The following is an 18,803-nucleotide window of genomic DNA, read 5'->3' on the forward strand; positions in this document are numbered from 1 at the left end:
ATTCGGACGTAATGATCAAAGACCGTGATCAAGGGCTTGATCACGGGCGCCCGCAATGTCCGTTACGGCGTCAATAAAGGGCGACACGCCCGGGGTTTGAGGTCTCGATCCTGCAACTGTGGCGCAGCACACGTTTCTTGAAGATGTGGAGGAGCTGCTGATACCGGTTGTTCCCATGTCCCACACCGCTCACATACGCAGCCACCGGAAGCCCCGCCGCAGCGCGTCGTCCCTCGCGATGCGGGCCGGAGTTGCCGGTGGCGTCCTCAGCACCCTGGCAGTCGCCGGGGCCGCCGGTCCGGCCAACGCGGCCGAGCCGGTGACGCAGACCCTCGAACTGCCCACCCTCACGGCCGACCTGGCCACGCAGGCCGCCCAGTCCGCGGACGCCACCCAGCAGGCCGCGGCGAACTACCAGCTCCAGGCCGAGCGCGACGCGGCCGCCGCGAAGGCCGCGAAGCAGGCCAAGTCGGACCTCGCCGACGCCAAGCAGAAGGCCGCCGACGCCAAGAAGAAGGCCGAGGAGGCCGCCCGCAAGGCCGCCGCCGAGCGCGCCACGCGCGGCACGACCCGGATCGCCCTCACGGCCGACGACACCTCCGGCTCCACCGGCACCAGCACCGGCACGGGCAGCAGCACCGGCTCCTCCACGGCCACCGGTTCCGCCGCCGCCGTCATCAGCTTCGTCAAGTCGCAGCTGGGCAAGGCGTACGTCTCCGGCGCCACCGGCCCCTCCGCGTACGACTGCTCGGGCCTGGTGCAGACCGCCTTCAAGCAGGTCGGCGTGAGCCTGCCGCGGGTCTCGCAGGACCAGTCGACCGCCGGCACCCAGGTCTCGCTGAGCGACCTCCAGCCCGGCGACATCCTGTACTGGGGCAGCGCGGGCAGCGCGTACCACGTCGCGGTGTACGTGGGCGACGGCATGTTCGTCGGCGCGCAGAACCCGTCCTCCGGCGTCTCGGAGCACCCGCTGTCGTACGACCAGCCGACGGGCGCCGTGCGCGTACTCTGAGGTATCCCGTACCGTTTCACACACTTGAGGTGCGTCTACGCGCCTCACGCAGGGCCGCAGCCGCTCGGGGGCAGCGGCCCTGCGGCGTTCCCTGGCATGCTCGGGCCGGACCGCCGTACGGCGGTTTCGTCCACGAGTGAAGGAGAAGACGCGATGCCACGCGTGTTCGTACAGGGCGCCCCCGCCGCCGAGTTCCCCCGGTACGCCCCCGAGGCCGCCCGGGGCGCGGTGCGCCGGATCACCGAGGTCGGCGAGGCGGTGCTGCACAAGCCCTGCCGCGACGTCACGGAGTTCGGGCCCGACCTCGCGGCGCTCATCGACGACATGTTCCGCACGATGTACGTCGCCGAGGGCGCCGGGCTCGCCGCGAATCAGGTCGGGGTCGATCTGCGCCTGTTCGTGTACGACTGCCCCGACGACGGCGGAAACCGGCATGTCGGACACATCGTCAACCCCGTGCTGGAATCACCCCTCGACGGGCGACGGCTGCTGGACGAGGGCGAGGGGTGTCTGTCGGTGCCGGGCGCGGTGATGGCGGTGCCGCGGCCCGACCGGGCGCTCGTGCGCGGCCGGGACCGGGACGGCAACGCGCTGGAGGTCGAGGGGACGGGCTACTTCGCCCGGTGCCTCGCGCACGAGACGGATCACACCAACGGGTACATCTACCTCGATCGGTTGACCAAGCGGGAGAAAAAGGACGCGCTGCGGCAGATGGGGGACCGGCGGGAGGAGGTCTACGCCCGCCGGTCCGCCAAGGAGGGCGTCGCTCAGCGCCTGATCACGCCTTCGGGGTCACCTTCGTCAACCCGTTGATGATCCGGTCCATCGCGTCGCCGCCCGTCGGGTCGGTCAGGTTGGCCAGGAGTTTCAGGGTGAACTTCATCAGAACGGGGTGGGTCAGGCCGCGCTGGGCGGCGATCTGCATGACCTTGGGGTTGCCGATGAGCTTCACGAAGGCGCGGCCGAGGTTGTAATAGCCGCCGTAGGTGTCCTTGAGGACGCGCGGGTAGCGCTGGAGGGCGATCTCCCGCTGGGCCGGCGTCGCCCGCGCGTGTGCCTGGACGATGACGTCGGCGGCGATCTGGCCGGACTCCATGGCGTAGGCGATGCCTTCGCCGTTGAAGGGGTTCACCAGGCCGCCGGCGTCGCCGACCAGCAGCAGGCCCTTGGTGTAGTGCGGCTGCCGGTTGAAGGCCATCGGCAGCGCGGCGCCGCGGATCGGGCCGGTCATGTTCTCGGGGGTGTAGCCCCAGTCCTCGGGCATGGACGCGCACCATGCCTTGAGGATCTCGCGCCAGTCCAGCTCCTTGAAGGCGGCGGAGGTGTTGAGGACGCCGAGGCCGACGTTGGAGGTGCCGTCGCCCATGCCGAAGATCCAGCCGTAGCCGGGCAGCAGCCGCTCCTGCGCACCGCGCCGGTCCCACAGCTCCAGCCAGGACTCCAGGTAGTCGTCGTCATGGCGGGGCGAGGTGAAGTACGTGCGCACCGCGACGCCCATCGGACGGTCCTCGCGGCGGTGCAGGCCCATCGCGAGGGACAGCCGGGTGGAGTTGCCGTCGGCCGCGACGACGAGCGGCGCGTGATAGCCGACCTCGCGCTTCTCCTCGCCGACCCTGGCCGTCACCCCGGTGATGCGGCCGGTGCGCTCGTCCACGATCGGCCCGGAGACATTGCAGCGCTCGTACAGCCGCGCGCCCGCCTTCTGCGCGTTCCGGGCCAGGGTCTCGTCGAAGTCGTCGCGCTTGCGCACGAGTCCGTAGTTCGGGAAGGCCGCGAGATCCGGCCAGTCCAGCTGGAGGCGGGAGCCGCCGCCGATGATGCGCAGGCCCTTGTTGCGCAGCCAGCCGGCCTCCTCGGAGATGTCGATGCCCATGGCGACGAGCTGCTTGACCGCGCGCGGCGTGAGGCCGTCGCCGCACACCTTCTCGCGCGGGAACTCGGTCTTCTCCAGGAGCAGTACGTCGAGACCGGCCTTGGCCAGGTGGTACGCGGTCGCGGAGCCGGCTGGGCCCGCGCCCACGACGATCACATCGGCGGAGTGGTCGGAGAGGGGCTCGGTCACGGCGGGATCTCCCCAAGTTCGAAATCTGCGTGCCGACCGGCACTGGACATGGGCAGTCTATTCAGCGGAATAGATCACCCGGCTGAAGGGCTGCCCTGTGAACCGACCTCTCCCCGCACCGCGGCTGCGCGTTCCGACCCATGAGGACGCCCTGGCCTGGCACCGGCTGTTCGCCGATCCCGAGGTGATGGAGTTCTACGGCGGCAAGCCCGCCGCGCTCTCCGTCTACGAGGAACTCACCGCGCGCCAGCGGCGGCACGACGCGGAACGGGGCTTCTGCCTCTGGACGATCCTGGACGAGTCCGGCGAGGTCCTCGGCTTCACCGGCGCCCAGCCCTGGCTGCCGCAGTGGGGCCCGGTGGGCTCGACGGAGATCGGCTGGCGGCTCGGGCGGGCGCACTGGGGCAAGGGGTACGTCACCGCCGCCGCGCGCGAGACCCTGCGCCGGGTGCGGGAGGCGGGCGTACCGGACGTGGTGGCGATGGTGCGGCCGGGCAACGAGCGGTCCATCGCGGTGACCCGGCGCCTGGGCATGCGGGCCGCGGAGACGTACCCGCATCCGGTCCTGGAGGGCGGCGCGCTCTGCTTCCGCCTCGACCTCGACTCCCCTGTCGGTGACGCAGGGTAGCCGTCTGTCACAGTAAGGCAGCGACTTCTTCCGGCCGCACGGCACCGGAGTTACCCTTCCAGTACCGCTGGGGGTGACATCTGTGCACATAACACCCAAGACACCCGATGTGCGTGTGCCACGGCTGGTCGGTCTGATGGCCGTGGACGCGCGGGAGAGCGCACGGGTCCGGGGGCTGCTCCTGACCGCGCCGGACCGCCCGGAGTTCCACCGGGCGGTCGTGGACTACGTGGTACGCCAGTACCCGCCGCCCGGGGCGGAGGTGCCGGCCGAGTCGGTGGTGTACGTGTGGTTCGACTTCGCGGACGGCGAGGGCGGCGGAGGGGTGCGCGAACCACGCGTCCCCCGGCCGCCGACGGGCGGACTCCAGCGGGAGCGGGGGGAGGCGGGGGACGCGTTCGAGATGACCGGCCGGTGAGGGTGTGAGAGCCCGCTGCCGGCTCAGTCCTTGAAGCCGCGGTGCAGGGCGACGACGCCACCGGTGAGGTTGCGCCAGGCGACCCTGGACCAGCCGGCCTCGCGGAGCCGTCCGGCGAGCCCGGGCTGGTTCGGCCAGGCGCGGATGGACTCGGCGAGGTAGACGTAGGCGTCCGGGTTCGAGGACACGGCGCGGGCGACCGGGGGCAGCGCGCGCATCAGGTACTCGGTGTAGACGGTCCGGAAGGGCGTCCAGGTCGGGTGCGAGAACTCGCAGATCACGACGCGTCCGCCGGGCTTGGTGACGCGGTACATCTCGCGCAGCGCGGTGTCGAAGTCCTGCACGTTGCGCAGGCCGAAGGAGATGGTGACGGCGTCGAAGGTGTCGTCCTTGAACGGCAGCCTGGTCGCGTCGCCCGCGGTGAACGGCAGCCAGGTGTGGCGCTTCTTGCCGACCTGGAGCATGCCGAGCGAGAAGTCGCAGGGCACGACGTAGGCGCCGCTGCGGGCGAAGGGCAGGGAGGAGGTGGCGGTGCCGGCGGCGAGGTCCAGGATCTTCTGCGCGGGGCGGGCGTCGACGGCCTGCGCGACCTCCTTGCGCCAGCGGCGGTCCTGCCCCAGGGACAGCACGTCGTTGGTCAGGTCGTACCGTTCCGCCACGTTGTCGAACATCGAGGCGACTTCGTGCGGCTGCTTGTCCAGGGATGCGCGGGTCACCCGGCCATTGTCGCAGCAAGGTCCCGGCGGACGGCTCCGGGTGGGTCGTGGAGCGCGCCGTGAGCGGGGCGGTGTGCCTCACCGCCGCCGGTACAGCAGCCGGCCCCGGACGACCGTCGCCACGCACGTCGAGGCCCCCCGCTCGGAGAGCTCCTCCTCGTCCGCCACGTCGAACACGGCGAAGGACGCCACGGAACCCCGTTTCCGGGGCTCCGGCACCTCCGGCGGGAGCCCGCTCGCGAGGGGGTCCAGGGACGGCACCCCGCCGGGTGGCCCCGTACGGGGCAGCAGGCCGAGCCCGGTGCGCCGGACCGCGTCCAGCGCCGCCGGCCGGCGGAGCGGGCCCGCCACCGCCACCGTCCCGTGCGCCAGCATCCGCTGCACCCCCCGCCGCGCGCTCCCGCCCCACCGGACGTCGTCCAGGGCGAGCCGGGCGAGCGCGTCGCCGTACAGCGGCTCGGTGCCCAGCTCATCGGCCTCCCGGGGGTCCGGGTGGTACGCCTCCTCCAGCAGCTCCGGGCCGTGGAGGCTGACGAACCCGGGCGTGAGGATGCCCGGCCAGCGCCGCACCCGCGCCCGCGGATACCCGTCGGCCAGCTCCCCGAGCTCCCCCGTGGCCGCGATCCGCTCGCCCTCGACGGCGAGCGCGAGCCCCGTGGCGTCGGCGTGAATCGTCAGCACGGCGCGCTCAGTTGGCGTCGAGCAGCTTCAGCTCGGGATGCGCGGTGCCGCCCGCGATCGCCGTGGAGGAGATGTGCGAGGCCACGCGGTCGTCGACCGGGTCGTTCGCCGGGTCCTCGTGCACGACCAGGTGCTCGTACGTCGTCGCGCGCTGCGCCGGCACCCGGCCCGCCTTGCGGATGAGGTCGATGATCTCCAGCCGGTTGGAGCGGTGCTTGGCGCCGGCCGAGGAGACCACGTTCTCCTCCAGCATGATCGAGCCGAGGTCGTCCGCGCCGTAGTGCAGGGACAGCTGGCCGACCTCCTTGCCCGTGGTGAGCCAGGAGCCCTGGATGTGCCGGACGTTGTCGAGGAACAGCCGGGCGATGGCGATCATCCGCAGGTACTCGAAGAGCGTCGCCTGCGTACGGCCCTTGAGGTGGTTGTTCTCGGGCTGGTACGTGTACGGGATGAACGCGCGGAAGCCGCCCGTGCGGTCCTGTACGTCGCGGATCATCCGCAGGTGCTCGATGCGCTCGGCGTTGGTCTCGCCGGTGCCCATCAGCATGGTGGAGGTGGACTCCACACCCAGGTTGTGCGCGGTCTCCATGATCTCCAGCCAGCGCTCGCCGCTCTCCTTGAGCGGGGCGATGGCCTTGCGCGGCCGCTCCGGCAGCAGCTCGGCGCCGGCACCGGCGAACGAGTCGAGACCGGCCTCGTGGATCCGGGTGATGGCCTCCTCGACCGACACCTTGCTGATCCGGGCCATGTGCTCGACCTCGGACGCGCCCAGCGAGTGGATCACCAGCTGGGGGAAGGCGTCCTTGATGGCCTTGAAGTGCTTCTCGTAGTACTCGACGCCGTAGTCCGGGTGGTGGCCGCCCTGGAACATGATCTGGGTGCCGCCCAGCTCGACGGTCTCCGCGCAGCGGCGCAGGATGTCGTCGAGGTCGCGGGTCCAGCCCTTGGCGGTGTCCTTGGGGGCCGCGTAGAAGGCGCAGAACCTGCACGCCGTGACACACACGTTCGTGTAGTTGATGTTGCGCTCGATGATGTACGTCGCGATGTGCTCGATACCGGCGTACTGGCGGCGGCGCACCGCGTCGGCGGCCGTGCCCAGCGCGTGTAGCGGGGCGTCGCGGTAGAGGGCGAGGGCCTCTTCCGGGGTGATCCGCCCGCCGGCGGCGGCACGGTCGAGGACGGACTGGAGGTCGGCCTTCTCGGTCACCGGGGCGTCCCTTTCGTCAAGGGTTATGGACGGACCGGACCAGCCTACGACAGCGCCCTATACGCGCCGATCAGCACCCCGACAAGGGTTCCGCCCAGCAGGAACGGCCCGAACGCGACGCCCGTCGTGCGCGAGGCCCGCCGTACGGCGACGAGCGCGCCGCCGTACAGCGCGCCGGCCAGGACCGCGGCGAACGTGCCGAGCAGCACCGTGGGCCAGCCGTACCAGCCGAGCGCGGCCCCCGTCCCGAGGGCCAGCTTGGCGTCCCCGAAGCCCATTCCGGCCGGGTTCACCAGGTGCAGCACGGTGTACGACGCCCCGAGCGCGAGGGCCCCGTACAGCGCGGTGGGCCAGTGCCCGGCGTGCCCGGGCAGCAGCGCGGCGAGCCCCAGCAGCGCGAGGGCGAGGGCGGCGGACGGCAGGGTCAGCACATCGGGCAGCCGCCGCACCCGGACGTCGACCGCGCACAGCAGCACCCCGACCGGCGCGAGCAGCAGCCAGACCACCAGTTCGGGCCGGGGGCCGGTCGCGGCGGCGAGGGCCGCGCAGACCAGGGCGGTGAGGACGGGCAGGAGGAGTCGGGCGGGGGCCGGGCAGCCGGGGCACGCCGTACGCCCCAGCCACCCGCGGACCGCGTGCCCGTCCGGGCACCGCGCGCGCCAGGGTTCGTCGTCCGGTACGGCGAACCGGAAGGCGGCCCTGGGCAGGACGGCCCCCGCCGCCGCCCCCCAGAGCGCGGCGGCGGCCCACACCGGCGCATCGCTCATCCGGGCCGCCCTGCCCGGTGCCCGGCCGGGGCGGCGGGGGTGAAGTCGTCCGGCAGCCGTGGCGGCGGGCCCTGGGTCCACACCACCCGCAGCGCCGAGGCGGAGATCCGCCAGCCGTCGGCCGTCCTGACCAGTGCGGTGTCGGCATGGCCCGCGGAGACGAAGACGCCGCCCGAGCCGTCCGCGAGGACGTGGGTGTTCAGCTGGGCGCCGCGGGCGGTGGCCCGGTCGCCGTCGATCTCGACGACGGTGTCGGTGCCCAGGTGCACGGTCCGGTCGAACAGGGCCATTCCCCGGCGGACATGGGCCAGCAGGGCGGCGCGGCCGTGGACGGTGCCGATGGGCATCTCCGCGGTGACGTCCTCGGTGTGGAAGGCGCGGGCCCACTCCTCGTCGAATTCCCCGTCGTCCAGGGAGCGCAGATAGCGGTCCATCAGGTCGGTGATCTCGGCGCGGTCGGTCAGGGCGCGTAGCCGGCGCCGCGTCTCTCCGGTGTCGGTCTCGGTGTCCATGACGGAAGGCTCCTCCCTCAACCATGCTTGAGGTCAAGGTCTCTTGGGCCGGTCCGAGGTCTGCCGGCCGGACCGGGCTCTGTCAGCCGGTCTTCGTCAGCTCGGCCACCGGGTGGCCCTTCGACTCACTGTCCGAGGTGTACCTCAAGTCGTCGCCGAACGGGGTCAGTTCGATCTGGTGCGGGGCGGGGTCGCAGCCGGGGTGGTTGTCCTGCGCGCCCACCGAGGTCGCGAGGAGCCGCGTCCCGGTGACCTTCTTCAGGGTGAGCAGACCGGTGCAGACGGCGCCGATCCGGTCGGTCTGGCGCAGCCGCCCCAGGGACTCGCCCACGCGGGCCTGGTGGACGGTGACCCGGAAGGTGCCCATGGGCAGGGTGCCGCCGAGGCCGGTGGCCGGACCCTCCCAGGTGCCGGGGTAGCGGGCCGGGATCGCGCCGCCGCCGGTGGGGCTCCCGGTGGGCGCGGGGTCACCGCCGCCGGGGGCGGGCGCGCCCGTCGTCGGGGAGCCGGCCGAGGGATGGGGGGCGCTGCCCGCCTCGCTCGCGTGCCCGCCGCCGGACCACGGACGCAGCAGCGCGCCGGCCCCGACGGTCCCGAGGGCGAGCGCCCCGGCGACCGCGAGCGCCACCGTGCGGCTGACCCGCCGGCCCCGGGGCCCCTCCGGGGCGGAGCCGACCACCACGCTCACCGACACCCTCCCGGGCCGCGTCCCGTCCCGGAGCCCGGGAACGGCGCTCGGGGCGCCGGAAGTTGGGGAGCCGGGGGGACGGAGTGCCGGGACGTGGCGTGCCGGGGGTCGCGGGCGCGTAGGCCGGTGGCGCCGGGAAGCCGGTCACGGGCGGCACGGGAGTCACCGGACCCATCCCCGGCGCCGGCCCACCCATCACCGGTGCCGGCCCGAACTCACCGGCTCCCGCAGCCGTTCCCGTCCCGGTCCCCACCCCCGTCCCGCCCTCCGACAGCCCCTCGAAGGCCACCGGCCCCGACCGGACCGGCTCCCCCGTGTCCAGATTGAGCAGCTGGACCGCGCTCCTGCTGACCCGCTCCACCGGCGGTCCCGGCAGCCAGCCCCCGGCCGTCAGGCGGGCCGCGCCCTCGGGGGCCAGGCGGCGGCTCACCTCGGCCGGGGCGGGCCGGGCCGCCGGGTCCTTCGCGAGGCACTCCTGGGCGACCGCCCGCAACGCGCCGCTCAGCGCGCCCGGTTCGGGCTCCTCGTGCACCACCTTGTACAGCAGCGCCGCCGAGGAGTCGCCCGGGACCGGCGCCTGTCCGGTGGCCGCGTACGTCAGCACCGCGCCCAGCGAGAAGACGTCCGCCGCTCCCAGGACACCGGCGCCGAGGATCTGTTCCGGGGCCATGTAGCCGGGCGATCCGACCGAGGCGCCGGTCGCGGTGAGGGACGCCGTGCCGTCCGTGGCCCGGGCGATGCCGAAGTCGATCAGCAGGGGGCCGTCCAGGGTGAGCAGCACATGGGACGGCTTCACGTCCCGGTGCACCAGGCCCCGGGCGTGGACCGCGGCCGGCGCCTCCGCGAGGCCCGCGGCGAGGGCTCGTACCGTGTGCCCGGGCAGCGGGCCCCCGTCGGTGACGGCCGCGGCGAGCGAGGGGCCGGCCGCGTAGCCGGTGGCGACCCAGGGCACCGGCGCGTCCGGGTCCGCGTCCAGCACCGGCGCGGTCCGGGCGCCGCCGACCCGGCGCGCGGCCTCCACCTCGCGGCGATGGGGGTCCCCCCCGCGCGAGCTCGGTCCGAGCGTGGGGGAGGGCGCGGAACTCCTCGTCCAGGGCGAAGTGCGGGTGCACGATCTTGACGGCGGCGGTGCGGCCCCCGGCGCTGCGTCCGAGGTGGACCCGTCCCATCCGCCGGCCCCGAGCCGTCCCAGCAGCCGGTACGGCCCGATGGCCGCCGGTTCGTCCCCAGCGAGCGGCCGCACGGCCTCCACCTCTCCCCCGTGGACCGGACCGCGGCCTAGTGATTACGGCCGGAGCAGTTCCACCTTCACGTCGGCCGGGAAGCCGGTCGTGGGGCCGACGCGGCGGGCGAACTCGGCGACCGCGGCCAGCTGGGCGTCACCGAAGCTGAAGTCCAGGGTGGTGAAGTACCTGGCGAGGGTCCGCGCGTCGAACGCCTCCCAGTGGGCGGCCTGTTCGGCGACCTTGTCGACCTCCTCCAGGGAGATCTTCTTGGACTCCAGGAACGCCTGGTGCACCTGGTGGGTGATGAGCGGCTCGCGCTCCAGGTAGTCCCGCCGGGCCGCCCACACCGCGAAGACGAACGGCAGTCCCGTCCACTCCTTCCACAGCGTGCCCAGGTCGTGCACGTCGAGGCCGTAGCGCGGGCCGTCGTGCAGGTTGGCGCGCAGGGCGGCGTCGCCGATCAGTACGGCGGCGTCGGCCTCCCGCATCATCAGGCCGAGGTCGGGCGGGCAGGTGTAGTACTCGGGCCGGACCCCGTACCGCTCGCCGAGCAGGAGCTGCGCGAGGCGCACGGAGGTGCGGGAGGTGGAGCCGAGGGCGACCTTCGCGCCGTCCAGCTCCTCCAGCGGGACCTGGGAGACGATCACGCAGGACATCACGGGGCCGTCGCAGCCCACGGCGATGTCCGGGAAGGCGACCAGGTCGTCCGAGTTCTTCAGGTACTCGACCAGGGTGACCGGGGCGACGTCGAGCTCCCCCTGGATCAACCGCTCGCTGAGCTTCTCCGGCGTGTCCTTGGTCAGCTGGAAGTCGAGGAGCGTGCCGGTTCTCGCGAGCCCCCAGTACAGGGGCAGGCAGTTCAGGAACTGGATGTGGCCGACGCGCGGCCGGGTGCGAGAAATGTCCACATCGCGGGACTCTAGCCCTCGGCTGGTACGGTGCTCGGACCGGCCCCACCGTCATACGGGTTACCGGCTTTCAAACATCTGAGTGAAGTGATCTTTCCCTCTATTGCTTTCGGCTGCCTGCATGCTAGGCTCGCCGCAAGTTGCAGTTTGGTTTCCCTTGCAGTACAGAGCCTGCGGAGCATGTGACCGCGGGCTCTCGTCGTTTTCAGACGTATGCAGTGGTGCAGCACGTTTTCGCACTTGCAGGTTCTGGAGCAGGGCAAACCCTTTTGAGCCCAAGGAGGGCTTATGGCTACCGGAACCGTTAAGTGGTTCAACGCCGAAAAGGGCTTTGGCTTCATCGCCCAGGAGGGCGGCGGCCCCGACGTCTTCGTTCACTACTCCGCGATCAACGCCACCGGCTTCCGCTCCCTCGAGGAGAACCAGCAGGTGTCCTTCGATGTGACGCAGGGCCCGAAGGGTCCGCAGGCGGAGAACGTCACCCCCGTCTGATCACTGCCTGATCGCAGAACCTGAGAGCAGTACCCAAGGAGCCCCGCGCCGTCCAGGCAACGGGGCTCCTGCCTTTTCGGCCGCGCCCTTCATGCCGCTCCTGCCGCCGTCTTCATGCCCAGCCTTCATACGGAACTAATTCCTCCGCGGTTCGCGATCCGTTCATGAACTACTACGTTCCGGGGCATGACCAGAAACCAGGACTCCCCGGACTTCCTGAGCACCACTCGCGAGTTCTACGACACCGTCGCCGAGGACTACGCGGAGCACTTCGCGAATCCCCTCGCCGACAAGCCGCTGGAACGCGCCCTGCTCGCCGCCTTCGCGGAGCAGGTGGGCCCCGGAGCCGCCGTCGCCGACCTCGGCTGCGGTCCCGGCGCGGTCACCGGGCATCTCGCCGCCCTCGGCCTGGACGCCTTCGGTCTCGACCTCTCCGCCGCGATGCTCGCCGTGGCCCGCCGCGACCACCCCGGACTGCGCTTCGAACAGGGCTCCATGCTGGACCTCCCGTTGCCCGACGACACGCTCGGCGAGGGTGTCGCGCGGGTCGCGCAGGCGTTTCTCGGGGTCGTCAGAGCGCCCTGACACCCGCCCCGACACCCGTTCTGACCTGCGCAGCCGATCAGGGGTCCCGACGGCCTCCCCGACCCCGGTAACCAGTGGGGACGGCATAGGGACCGCATTCCCCAAATATCGGTCGTGGCGCCGGGGAGAACCCGGCGACCGGAACCCGGTCCGTCTCTCACAAGGGGTTGCACATGCGTTCCATCGCACTGCGTACGAAGACGGTTCTGGCGGCTCTGGCGGGCGTGGGCGTCCTCGCCCTGGGTGCGGCCGCCGCGCTGCCCGCCACCGGGCTGCACAGCACCAGTAGCAGCCACTCCGTCCGCGCCGACGAGGGTCGCGGCCCGGGCGTCGTCCACGCCTGACCACCTCCGCGGTACAGCGCACGGCCGCAGCAGCGTGCCATACCCCCACCTTTCCCGAACAGCCCGCTCCCCCCACACGAGCGCCGCAACGGCACCGGCCGGGTCCCACACCCACCGGTGCCGTTCGTGTATCCGCTCCGGGGAACCGTAAACCGGGTACGCGCACACGAGTTGGGAATCGCGGCCGGCCGGGGCCTACAGCCGCCGTCCCGCCTCCGTGACCCCCATCGCGTCGTACAGCGCCCGCGCCTCGGCGTGGTGCCGTTCGGCCGTCCTGCCGTCGTCCAGCGCCCGCGCGGCCTCCGCCATCCCGTGCAGGGCGTGCGCGATCTCGATCCGGAAGCCGTGCCGGGACGCCAGTTCGTGGGCCTGGCCGTGCAGTTCCATGGCGCGCTCGGGTGCCCCGCTGCGCAGATGGACCAGGCCGACCACGTTGGACACCGCGGCCTGCCGCAGCGCCGTGCCCTCCGCGGAGACCAGGTCGAGGGCCCGCTCGGCGTGCTCCGCGGCCGAGCGCACATCGCCGAGCCGCTGGCAGACGCGGGCCCAGTGGGCGAGGACGACCGCGACGTTGGCCGGCTTGCGGGACTCGTCGCACAGCTCCAGGGCCTGGGCGAGGCAGGCGCGTGCCCGTTCGTCCTCGCCGGTGCCGAGGTGGGCGAGGGCAAGGAAGGTCAGCGAGTGGATCTCGTTGTTGCGCTCGCCCAGGCGCCGGTTCAGCTCGGTGGCGCGGGCCGCGTTGCGGGCGGCCTCCTCGTAGTGCCCGGTCCAGATCTGCACGGTGGCGAGGTTGACCAGCGCCTCCGCCTCCATCCGGGCCACGCCCAGCTGCCGGTGCAGCCCGATGCCCTGGTCCAGATAGGTGCGGGCCTCCTCGAAGTTGCCGAGGGAGCCGTGCAGCAGCCCGAGTACGTCCAGGCACATCGCCTCGGAGCGGGGGGCGCTGCCCCGGGACAGCTCCAGGCCCTCCTGGGCGGTGGTGATGCCGTCCTGGAAGTCGCCGAGCCACCAGTGCGCGACGGCCAGGTTGCACAGGCTGATGCCGAGCAGCCCGGAGTCGTCCAGCTGGCGGCAGGCGGCCACCCCGATCCGGCCGACGACCCGGAACTCCTCGTAACGGCCGCGCAGATCGAGGTAGAAGAGCAGATTGCGGGCGAGCAGGGCGGCCGGGCGGTGCAGCCCCTGGGTGCCGGCCTGGGCGACCACCGCGAGCAGCGCCTCGTACTCCCGGTCGAACCAGCGCAGCGCCTGCTCGCCGTCGTCCAGCCGGGGCAGCGCGGCGGTGTCGCTCGTGGCCGGGATCTCGCCGTAGCGGCTGCGGCCGGGGAAGAGGGTCTCGCAGGCCCGGTCGGTGCTCCGGATGTAGTACGCCACCAGGCGCTCGACGGCCGATTCCTCGTCGTCCTCCACCTCGCGCACGCTGAGCGCGTAGGTGCGCACCAGGTCGTGGAAGCCGTACAGGCCCGCCTCGTGCTGCTCCAGCAGATGGGCGTCCAGGAGGCACTCCAAGAGGTCCTCCGCGTCATGCCCGTCGGTGCCGAGCAGGGCGGCGGCGGAGGGCACGTCGATGGCGCTGCCCGGGTGCAGCCCGAGCAGCCGGAAGGCGGCCCGCTGGTCCTCGTCCATGGCCTGGTACGACAGCCGGAGCGTGGCCTCCACGCTGCGTTCCCCGGCGCTCAGTTCGCGCAGCCGCCGGGTCTCGTCGGCGAGCCGGTCCACCAGGTACTGCACGGTCCAGCGGGGCCGGTTGCGCAGCCGCGCGGTGGTGATGCGCAGGGCGAGCGGCAGCCCCCCGCACAGCCGGGCCAGCCGGTCCACGGCCCGTGGTTCGGCGGCCGTGCGCTCGACGCCCAGCATCCGGGTGAGCAGGGTGGCGCTGTCGCCGGCCGACAGCAGCCCCAGCGACAGCCACTCCGAGCCGTCCAGGTCGAGCATCCGGACCCGGCTGGTGACGATGGCGAGGCAGTCCTCGGAGGCGGGCAGCAGCGGCCGCACCTGGGCGGCGTCGGCGGCGTTGTCCAGCAGGAGCAGCAACTTCCGCTGGGCGGAAACGGTTCGCCAGAAGGTGGTACGGCGCTCCAGGTCATCCGGTATTCGATCGTCCGGTATGCCCAGATTGTGCAGTAAGGAGTGCAGTACGGCGCCGGGTTCCTGGGCCTTCTCGCCAGGGCTGAAGCCGCGCAGGTCCACGAAGAGCTGCCCGTCGGGATACTCGGGGGCCAGCAGATGGGCGGCGTGCACCGCGAGCGCGGTCTTGCCGCTGCCGCCCATGCCGTCCACGCCGACGATCCGGGTGCCGCCGGTGGCCGGGGCGCAGCCCACGGTGACCAGCCGGGCCAGTTCCTCGTCCCGGCCGGTGAAGTCCGGCAGGTCGTAGGGCAGGGTGCAGGGCGCGGGCTCGGTGCCCGAGTGCTGGGTGGTGTAGGGCGCGGGGACCAGCAGGGCGGCGCGGTCGGCCACCGACTGCGGTACGCGGGCGGCGACTTCGGGGCTGTCGCGCAGGATCGCCTCGTAGAGCCGGGTGAGTTCGGCGCCGGGGTCGATGCCCAGCTCCTCCACCAGCAGATCGCGTACCCGCCCGAACTCCTCCAGCGCCTCGGCCTGCCGTCCGGCCCGGTACAGCGCCAGCATCAGCCGGCCGCGCAGGGTCTCCCGCAGCGGGTGCGCGGTGACCAGCTCGCGCAGCGGCCCGATCAGCTCGGCGGACTGGCCCAGTTCCAGCTGGAGTTCGAAATACTGCTCGGCCACCGCCATGTGGCGCTCTTCGAGTGCCGCGGACGCCCCGCTGATCACGTCGCCGCCCGCGCCCGCCATCACCGGGCCCCGCCACAGCTCCAGGCAGGAGCGCAGGTGTCCGACGGCCTCCTCGGGCCGTCCGGCCGCCACCGCCTGCCGGGCCTGTCTGGAACGCTCGGTGAACTCGTGAAGATCCAGCTGGTGTTCACCGAGCACGGCGCGGTACCCGGCGCCGTCGGTGACGATCAGGGCCGCGCCGTCCGGGATATGGGTGCGCAGGGCCGCGACGCACTTGCGGACCTGGTGGCTCGCGGTCTGCGGCGGCTCGTCGTCCCAGGCCGCCGCGATCAGCCGGGACATCGGCACCATACGGCCGGGTTCGAGCAGCAGGGTGACCAGCACCCGTTCCTGGGTCGGACTGCCCAGCCTCAACCGGCGCTCCCCGCACCAGCCTTCGAGCGAGCCGAGGATGTTGAAGCGCACGACAGGACGACCGGATGCCGCCGATTCCACGAACCCGTCCCCTCCGCCCCGCCGCGCCGCCCGGCCCGAGATGTTCGGGACCATCCTAGGTTGTACCCGAACGAGCAACACGGAGGAGGTGATTCCGGCTACCTGGGGTCTTCCTCGGTCCTGGCGAACAGGCTAACCACCTCAGGCGATCTGGAGGAGGGTCGAACGCGCATCCCTGACGAGAGCGGGATCATGCCGAAGGATAGCGCTCTCAACCCGGCGTAGCGCGGGCGAGGGCTGGATGCCGAGTTCCTCGTCGAGCTGCCGGCGCATCCGGCGGAACACCTCGAGCGCGTCCGCCTGCCGGCCCGAGCAGTAGAGGGCGATCATCAGCTGCTCGCAGAACCGTTCGCGCAGGGGGTAGTGGCTGTGCGCCTCGGCCAGCTCCGCGAGCACCGCCGCATGCTGTCCGAGCCGCAGTTCCGCGTCGAACCGCAGCTCCATGGCCCGCATCCGGTACTCCTCGTACCGGGCTCCGGCGAGCTGGCACAGGGTCCCGCCGGGGAACCCGCCGAACACCGGACCCCGCCACAGCGCGAGCGCCTGCCCGAGCATCCGGGCGGTGCCCTCCGCGTCGTACGAAGACGCGGATTCCGCCTTCCGTACGGTCCGTACGAACTCGGCGGCGTCCATCTCGCCCTCGTCCACGGTCAGCCGGTAACCCGAGGGATGCATCGTCACCCGGGATACCGGACGCCCCGGTTCCAGGACCTTCAGCTTCCGCCGAAGCCTGCTCACATGCGCCTGGAGGGCATTGGACTGGTTGTCGGGTACGGTCTCGCCCCACATCTCCTCGACCAGGCTCTCCCCGGACACCGGCTGCCCCTCGCTGACGAGCAGCGTCTGTACGAGGGTGCGCTGGAGGTCGCCACAGATCTCCGCGGGGCCGGACACGGTACGGACCTGTAGTGCCCCGAGGATCGAGAACTTCAGCATCCTGGCTCCGCCTCCTGTTGACGTCGCTGGCGTCGTCGTCCTTCTTCCGGCGACGTATCAACAGTGAAGGGAGGTCCTCCCGTTTCGTTACCGATCCGGTCCCGGTGGGGTCCGGATCAGCTCGCCTGGCCCGCGACCAGCTCACCCAGCGAGGTCACCCGCTGGGCGGCGCCGGCCGGTGAGTCGGCGTGCACCACGAAGTGACCCGGCGGGCAGCTGCCCCGCGCCGGCACGAACCGGACACCGGGAAGCCGGTGCTCGGGGCCCGGTGAGCGGCTCGATTCGGCCGCGGCGGCGAATCGTTCCGGCCGCGCGACCTCGACGAGCTTTCCGGCCAGTACCCGTACGGCCCCGGCGGCCAGGTCGAAGCCCCCGGCCACGCTGAGGAGTTCGGGGATCGGATCGTCCCCGAGCCCCGCCCGGCAGCAGGTGATCACCGGGCCCTGCCGGGTCAGGGTGACCCCGGTGTGCGCGGGCCCGTACTGGTACCCGGTCAGGTCCAGGAGCGCGGTCACCACGGCCCGTACCTCCGCCGCGGTGTCCTCCGTCAGCGGGGCCGGGGAGAGCAGGCCGTACGGCATCCGGGCCGTGATCCCCACGGTCTGGTGCATGCCGTGCACGCTCAGCGTCTCCACGGTCAGCCGGGGCGCGCCGGAGACCGCCCCGGCGTCCGGCGACAGCCGGTTGTCCCGGACGAGCCGCTGTACGGCGTCCGGGTCCGCGAGCAGCCGCAGCGCGCGTGCGGGGTTGACGAACAGCCCGGCCGCCGCGGCCTCCTTCAGGAGGGGCCGCAGCGCGGACTCGTCGTGCGTGTCGGCCCAGGCCGCCCGCACTTGAACACCGGCCCGCTGTGCCTCTCCGAGGAGGCGCGGGTCGGGGTTCAGCAGGAAGATCCGGCTGACGTCGTTGTCTTCTTTCATACCTCTGCTCGGATGACGAAGTCGGCGAGGGTGGAAAGGCAGGCTACGAGCGGGCGTTACCGATCCGGTCCCGGACGGTTCCCCGGCATTTGGTTGCGGACAGAACGCCCCGTACGCTACCGGTCCTCTCCCCTCGCCGACCCGTCAATCGCTCACCTCGCCTGTACGTGGGCAACTGTGAGGAAGGATGCCCAGGTGGAGGGGTGAACAGTGAGGTGAGTAAGGGGAAGTTTCGAGTCGCGGATGTGGATGGCCGTGGGGTGTTCGGCGACCTCGACGCACTGGCCGCCTTCTCCGCTGCTATAGCTGGATTTGCGCCAGGCGTAGGAGAGTTCGACGCACTCGCCGCCATCATTGCTGCTGTAGCTGGACTTGAACCACACCGGGCTCTCAGCGCTCATGTCGTCTCCGTCTTCTCCGCGTCGAGGAAGGCGACCCATGCGGTGGGGCGGATGGTGAGGTGGGGGGCGGTGGGACGCTTGGAGTCGCGGATGTGGATGGCGGCGGGGTGCTCGGCGACCTCGACGCACTCGCCACCCGCGCCGCCGCTGTAGCTCGACTTGCGCCAGGTGAAGGAGAGTTCGACGCACTCGCCGCCCTCATGGCTGCTGTAGCTGGACTTGAACCAGGCCCGGCTCTCGGTGTTCATAGCTTCTCCAGTTTCTCCGCGATCAGAGCGCGGGACCCCTTGGGAGTCAGTGCCATCGCGCGCATGATCCCATAGCGGTCGGCGATCTTCCGGACGTCTTCGCGGTTGATGATCAGCTGGGGGTGACCCTGTGCTTCCAGGTACGCAACCTGCTCGTGTCCCTTCGGAACTAGAAGGTTGAACGCGCTGTCCAGGCTGGGGTGTTCCTCCATTTCGGTCGGCATCACCTGGATCTCGACGTTCTGCCTGTCCCCGATGGTCAGCAGGCGGCGCAGCTGATCAGCGTGGACCCGCGAGCCGCCGATCGGCCGGTCGAGTACCGCCTCTTCGAGGACGTAGCTGACGATGGGCGCGGGCCAACGCTCAAAGACCTGCTGACGTGAGAGTCGGTCGGCCAGCCGCTTCTCGATGGTCTCCTCGCTGAGGAACGGCCGCCCCCTGGCGAACACGACCCGCGCGTGAGCCTCGGTCTGCAAGAGGCCAGGCACCGCGATGTTGGCGTAGAAGTGCAGCTCCACCGCCTCCTTCTCCATCTCAGCCTGGCCCCGGTACCAGTCGGGGTGCCGGGTCCGAGCCCGCCGCATCGCGTCCTCCACCTCGGGAATGACCGCGATCAGCAGCCCGTTGGCGTTGAGGATGGGGTCCGCCTTGACCAGGAAGTCCGGCCTAGGGGTCCGCACGCCCCGCTCCATGGCCGAGATCTGGTCGGGGCCGTACCCGACCAGCGCCCCGAACTCCGGCTGACTGAGCCCCGCCCGCTCCCGCAGGAGCTTCAACTGCCTGCCCACCATGGCGAAGACACC

General features: G+C 71.9%; 19 protein-coding genes and 2 pseudogenes. 7 read left to right on the forward strand and 14 right to left on the reverse strand.

The genetic code is table 11. From position 1 onward, the window contains the following. The first annotated feature begins 175 nt into the window (after positions 1-175). Together GHR20_RS15595 and def are read left to right on the forward strand one after the other, a co-directional pair. Positions 176-1,012 carry a C40 family peptidase gene (locus tag GHR20_RS15595; protein WP_111586917.1) on the forward strand — a complete coding sequence of 279 codons (837 nt, stop codon included), beginning with the start codon at positions 176-178 and terminating at the stop codon, positions 1,010-1,012. A gap of 153 nt (positions 1,013-1,165) precedes the next feature. Beyond that, positions 1,166-1,825 (forward strand): peptide deformylase, encoded by a 660-nt coding sequence (gene def / locus GHR20_RS15600; RefSeq protein ID WP_153813509.1) that lies wholly within the window; start codon positions 1,166-1,168, stop codon positions 1,823-1,825. Here def and GHR20_RS15605 read toward each other — a convergent pair. Continuing rightward, positions 1,791-3,074, reverse strand: a complete 1,284-nt coding sequence (locus GHR20_RS15605; protein WP_153813510.1) for a geranylgeranyl reductase family protein — start codon at positions 3,072-3,074, stop codon at positions 1,791-1,793. The two genes, def and GHR20_RS15605, sit on opposite strands and share 35 nt — an antisense overlap. Before the next feature lie 97 nt (positions 3,075-3,171). Between GHR20_RS15605 and GHR20_RS15610 the strand changes: the two genes are divergently transcribed. Together GHR20_RS15610 and GHR20_RS15615 are read left to right on the forward strand one after the other, a co-directional pair. After that, complete coding sequence (locus tag GHR20_RS15610) at positions 3,172-3,702, forward strand: GNAT family N-acetyltransferase (protein WP_111586920.1); 531 nt, start codon at positions 3,172-3,174, stop codon at positions 3,700-3,702. A gap of 109 nt (positions 3,703-3,811) precedes the next feature. Then, positions 3,812-4,120 carry a PASTA domain-containing protein gene (locus tag GHR20_RS15615; RefSeq protein WP_275549670.1) on the forward strand — a complete coding sequence of 103 codons (309 nt, stop codon included), beginning with the start codon at positions 3,812-3,814 and terminating at the stop codon, positions 4,118-4,120. Between the two features lie 23 nt (positions 4,121-4,143). Here GHR20_RS15615 and GHR20_RS15620 read toward each other — a convergent pair whose 3' ends face one another. The 7 genes and pseudogenes from GHR20_RS15620 to GHR20_RS15650 all read right to left on the reverse strand — a co-directional run bounded on the left by GHR20_RS15620 (position 4,144) and on the right by GHR20_RS15650 (position 10,825). After that, on the reverse strand, positions 4,144-4,836 hold the full coding sequence (locus GHR20_RS15620; RefSeq protein WP_153813511.1) for a demethylmenaquinone methyltransferase: 693 nt from the start codon (positions 4,834-4,836) through the stop codon (positions 4,144-4,146). 78 nt (positions 4,837-4,914) lie between these two features. Further along, a complete protein-coding gene (locus tag GHR20_RS15625; protein ID WP_111586923.1) occupies positions 4,915-5,517 on the reverse strand; it encodes a hypothetical protein in 603 nt (200 codons plus the stop codon). Between the two features lie 7 nt (positions 5,518-5,524). Further along, a complete protein-coding gene (gene mqnC, locus GHR20_RS15630; RefSeq protein ID WP_148026475.1) occupies positions 5,525-6,724 on the reverse strand; it encodes a cyclic dehypoxanthinyl futalosine synthase in 1,200 nt (399 codons plus the stop codon). A 44-nt stretch (positions 6,725-6,768) separates the two neighbouring features. Further along, on the reverse strand, positions 6,769-7,491 hold the full coding sequence (locus tag GHR20_RS15635) for an A24 family peptidase (protein ID WP_153813512.1): 723 nt from the start codon (positions 7,489-7,491) through the stop codon (positions 6,769-6,771). Further along, positions 7,488-8,003, reverse strand: a complete 516-nt coding sequence (locus GHR20_RS15640) for a nuclear transport factor 2 family protein (protein WP_153813513.1) — start codon at positions 8,001-8,003, stop codon at positions 7,488-7,490. Before GHR20_RS15640 ends, GHR20_RS15635 begins: the two co-directional genes overlap by 4 nt. An 82-nt stretch (positions 8,004-8,085) precedes the next feature. Then, positions 8,086-9,934, reverse strand: a pseudogene (locus GHR20_RS15645) (serine/threonine-protein kinase). 42 nt (positions 9,935-9,976) lie between these two features. Further along, positions 9,977-10,825, reverse strand: a complete 849-nt coding sequence (locus tag GHR20_RS15650; RefSeq protein ID WP_111586927.1) for a menaquinone biosynthesis protein — start codon at positions 10,823-10,825, stop codon at positions 9,977-9,979. Positions 10,826-11,113: 288 nt separating this feature from the next. Here GHR20_RS15650 and GHR20_RS15655 point away from each other — a divergent pair, with 288 nt between their 5' ends. From GHR20_RS15655 to GHR20_RS15665, 3 genes and pseudogenes are all read left to right on the forward strand, one after another. Further along, the gene (locus GHR20_RS15655) at positions 11,114-11,317 is read left to right on the forward strand and encodes a cold-shock protein (protein WP_004984723.1); all 204 of its coding nucleotides are present in this window, start codon (positions 11,114-11,116) and stop codon (positions 11,315-11,317) included. Positions 11,318-11,503: 186 nt separating this feature from the next. After that, positions 11,504-11,836: pseudogene (locus GHR20_RS15660) on the forward strand (methyltransferase domain-containing protein); the annotation flags it as partial. A 239-nt stretch (positions 11,837-12,075) separates the two neighbouring features. Then, the gene (locus GHR20_RS15665; RefSeq protein WP_153813515.1) at positions 12,076-12,246 is read left to right on the forward strand and encodes a hypothetical protein; all 171 of its coding nucleotides are present in this window, start codon (positions 12,076-12,078) and stop codon (positions 12,244-12,246) included. A gap of 195 nt (positions 12,247-12,441) precedes the next feature. On the opposite strand, the gene GHR20_RS15670 is transcribed toward GHR20_RS15665, so the two are convergent. From GHR20_RS15670 to GHR20_RS15695, 6 genes are all read right to left on the reverse strand, one after another. Beyond that, positions 12,442-15,465: a BTAD domain-containing putative transcriptional regulator gene (locus GHR20_RS15670; RefSeq protein WP_243878032.1), complete on the reverse strand. Its 3,024-nt coding sequence runs from the start codon at positions 15,463-15,465 to the stop codon at positions 12,442-12,444. Between the two features lie 171 nt (positions 15,466-15,636). Further along, a complete protein-coding gene (locus tag GHR20_RS15675) occupies positions 15,637-16,431 on the reverse strand; it encodes an AfsR/SARP family transcriptional regulator (protein WP_111586930.1) in 795 nt (264 codons plus the stop codon). Between the two features lie 116 nt (positions 16,432-16,547). Beyond that, the gene (locus tag GHR20_RS15680; protein ID WP_153813517.1) at positions 16,548-17,351 is read right to left on the reverse strand and encodes a hypothetical protein; all 804 of its coding nucleotides are present in this window, start codon (positions 17,349-17,351) and stop codon (positions 16,548-16,550) included. Positions 17,352-17,503: 152 nt separating this feature from the next. Continuing rightward, complete coding sequence (locus GHR20_RS15685; RefSeq protein ID WP_153813518.1) at positions 17,504-17,752, reverse strand: DUF397 domain-containing protein; 249 nt, start codon at positions 17,750-17,752, stop codon at positions 17,504-17,506. Beyond that, positions 17,749-18,000: a DUF397 domain-containing protein gene (locus GHR20_RS15690; protein ID WP_153813519.1), complete on the reverse strand. Its 252-nt coding sequence runs from the start codon at positions 17,998-18,000 to the stop codon at positions 17,749-17,751. Before GHR20_RS15690 ends, GHR20_RS15685 begins: the two co-directional genes overlap by 4 nt. Beyond that, positions 17,997-18,791, reverse strand: a complete 795-nt coding sequence (locus GHR20_RS15695) for a helix-turn-helix transcriptional regulator (protein ID WP_194859122.1) — start codon at positions 18,789-18,791, stop codon at positions 17,997-17,999. Before GHR20_RS15695 ends, GHR20_RS15690 begins: the two co-directional genes overlap by 4 nt. Positions 18,792-18,803: the final 12 nt, after the last annotated feature.

It is taken from the genome of Streptomyces sp. SUK 48 (genome assembly GCF_009650765.1).
Taxonomy (GTDB): Bacteria; Actinomycetota; Actinomycetes; order Streptomycetales; family Streptomycetaceae; genus Streptomyces.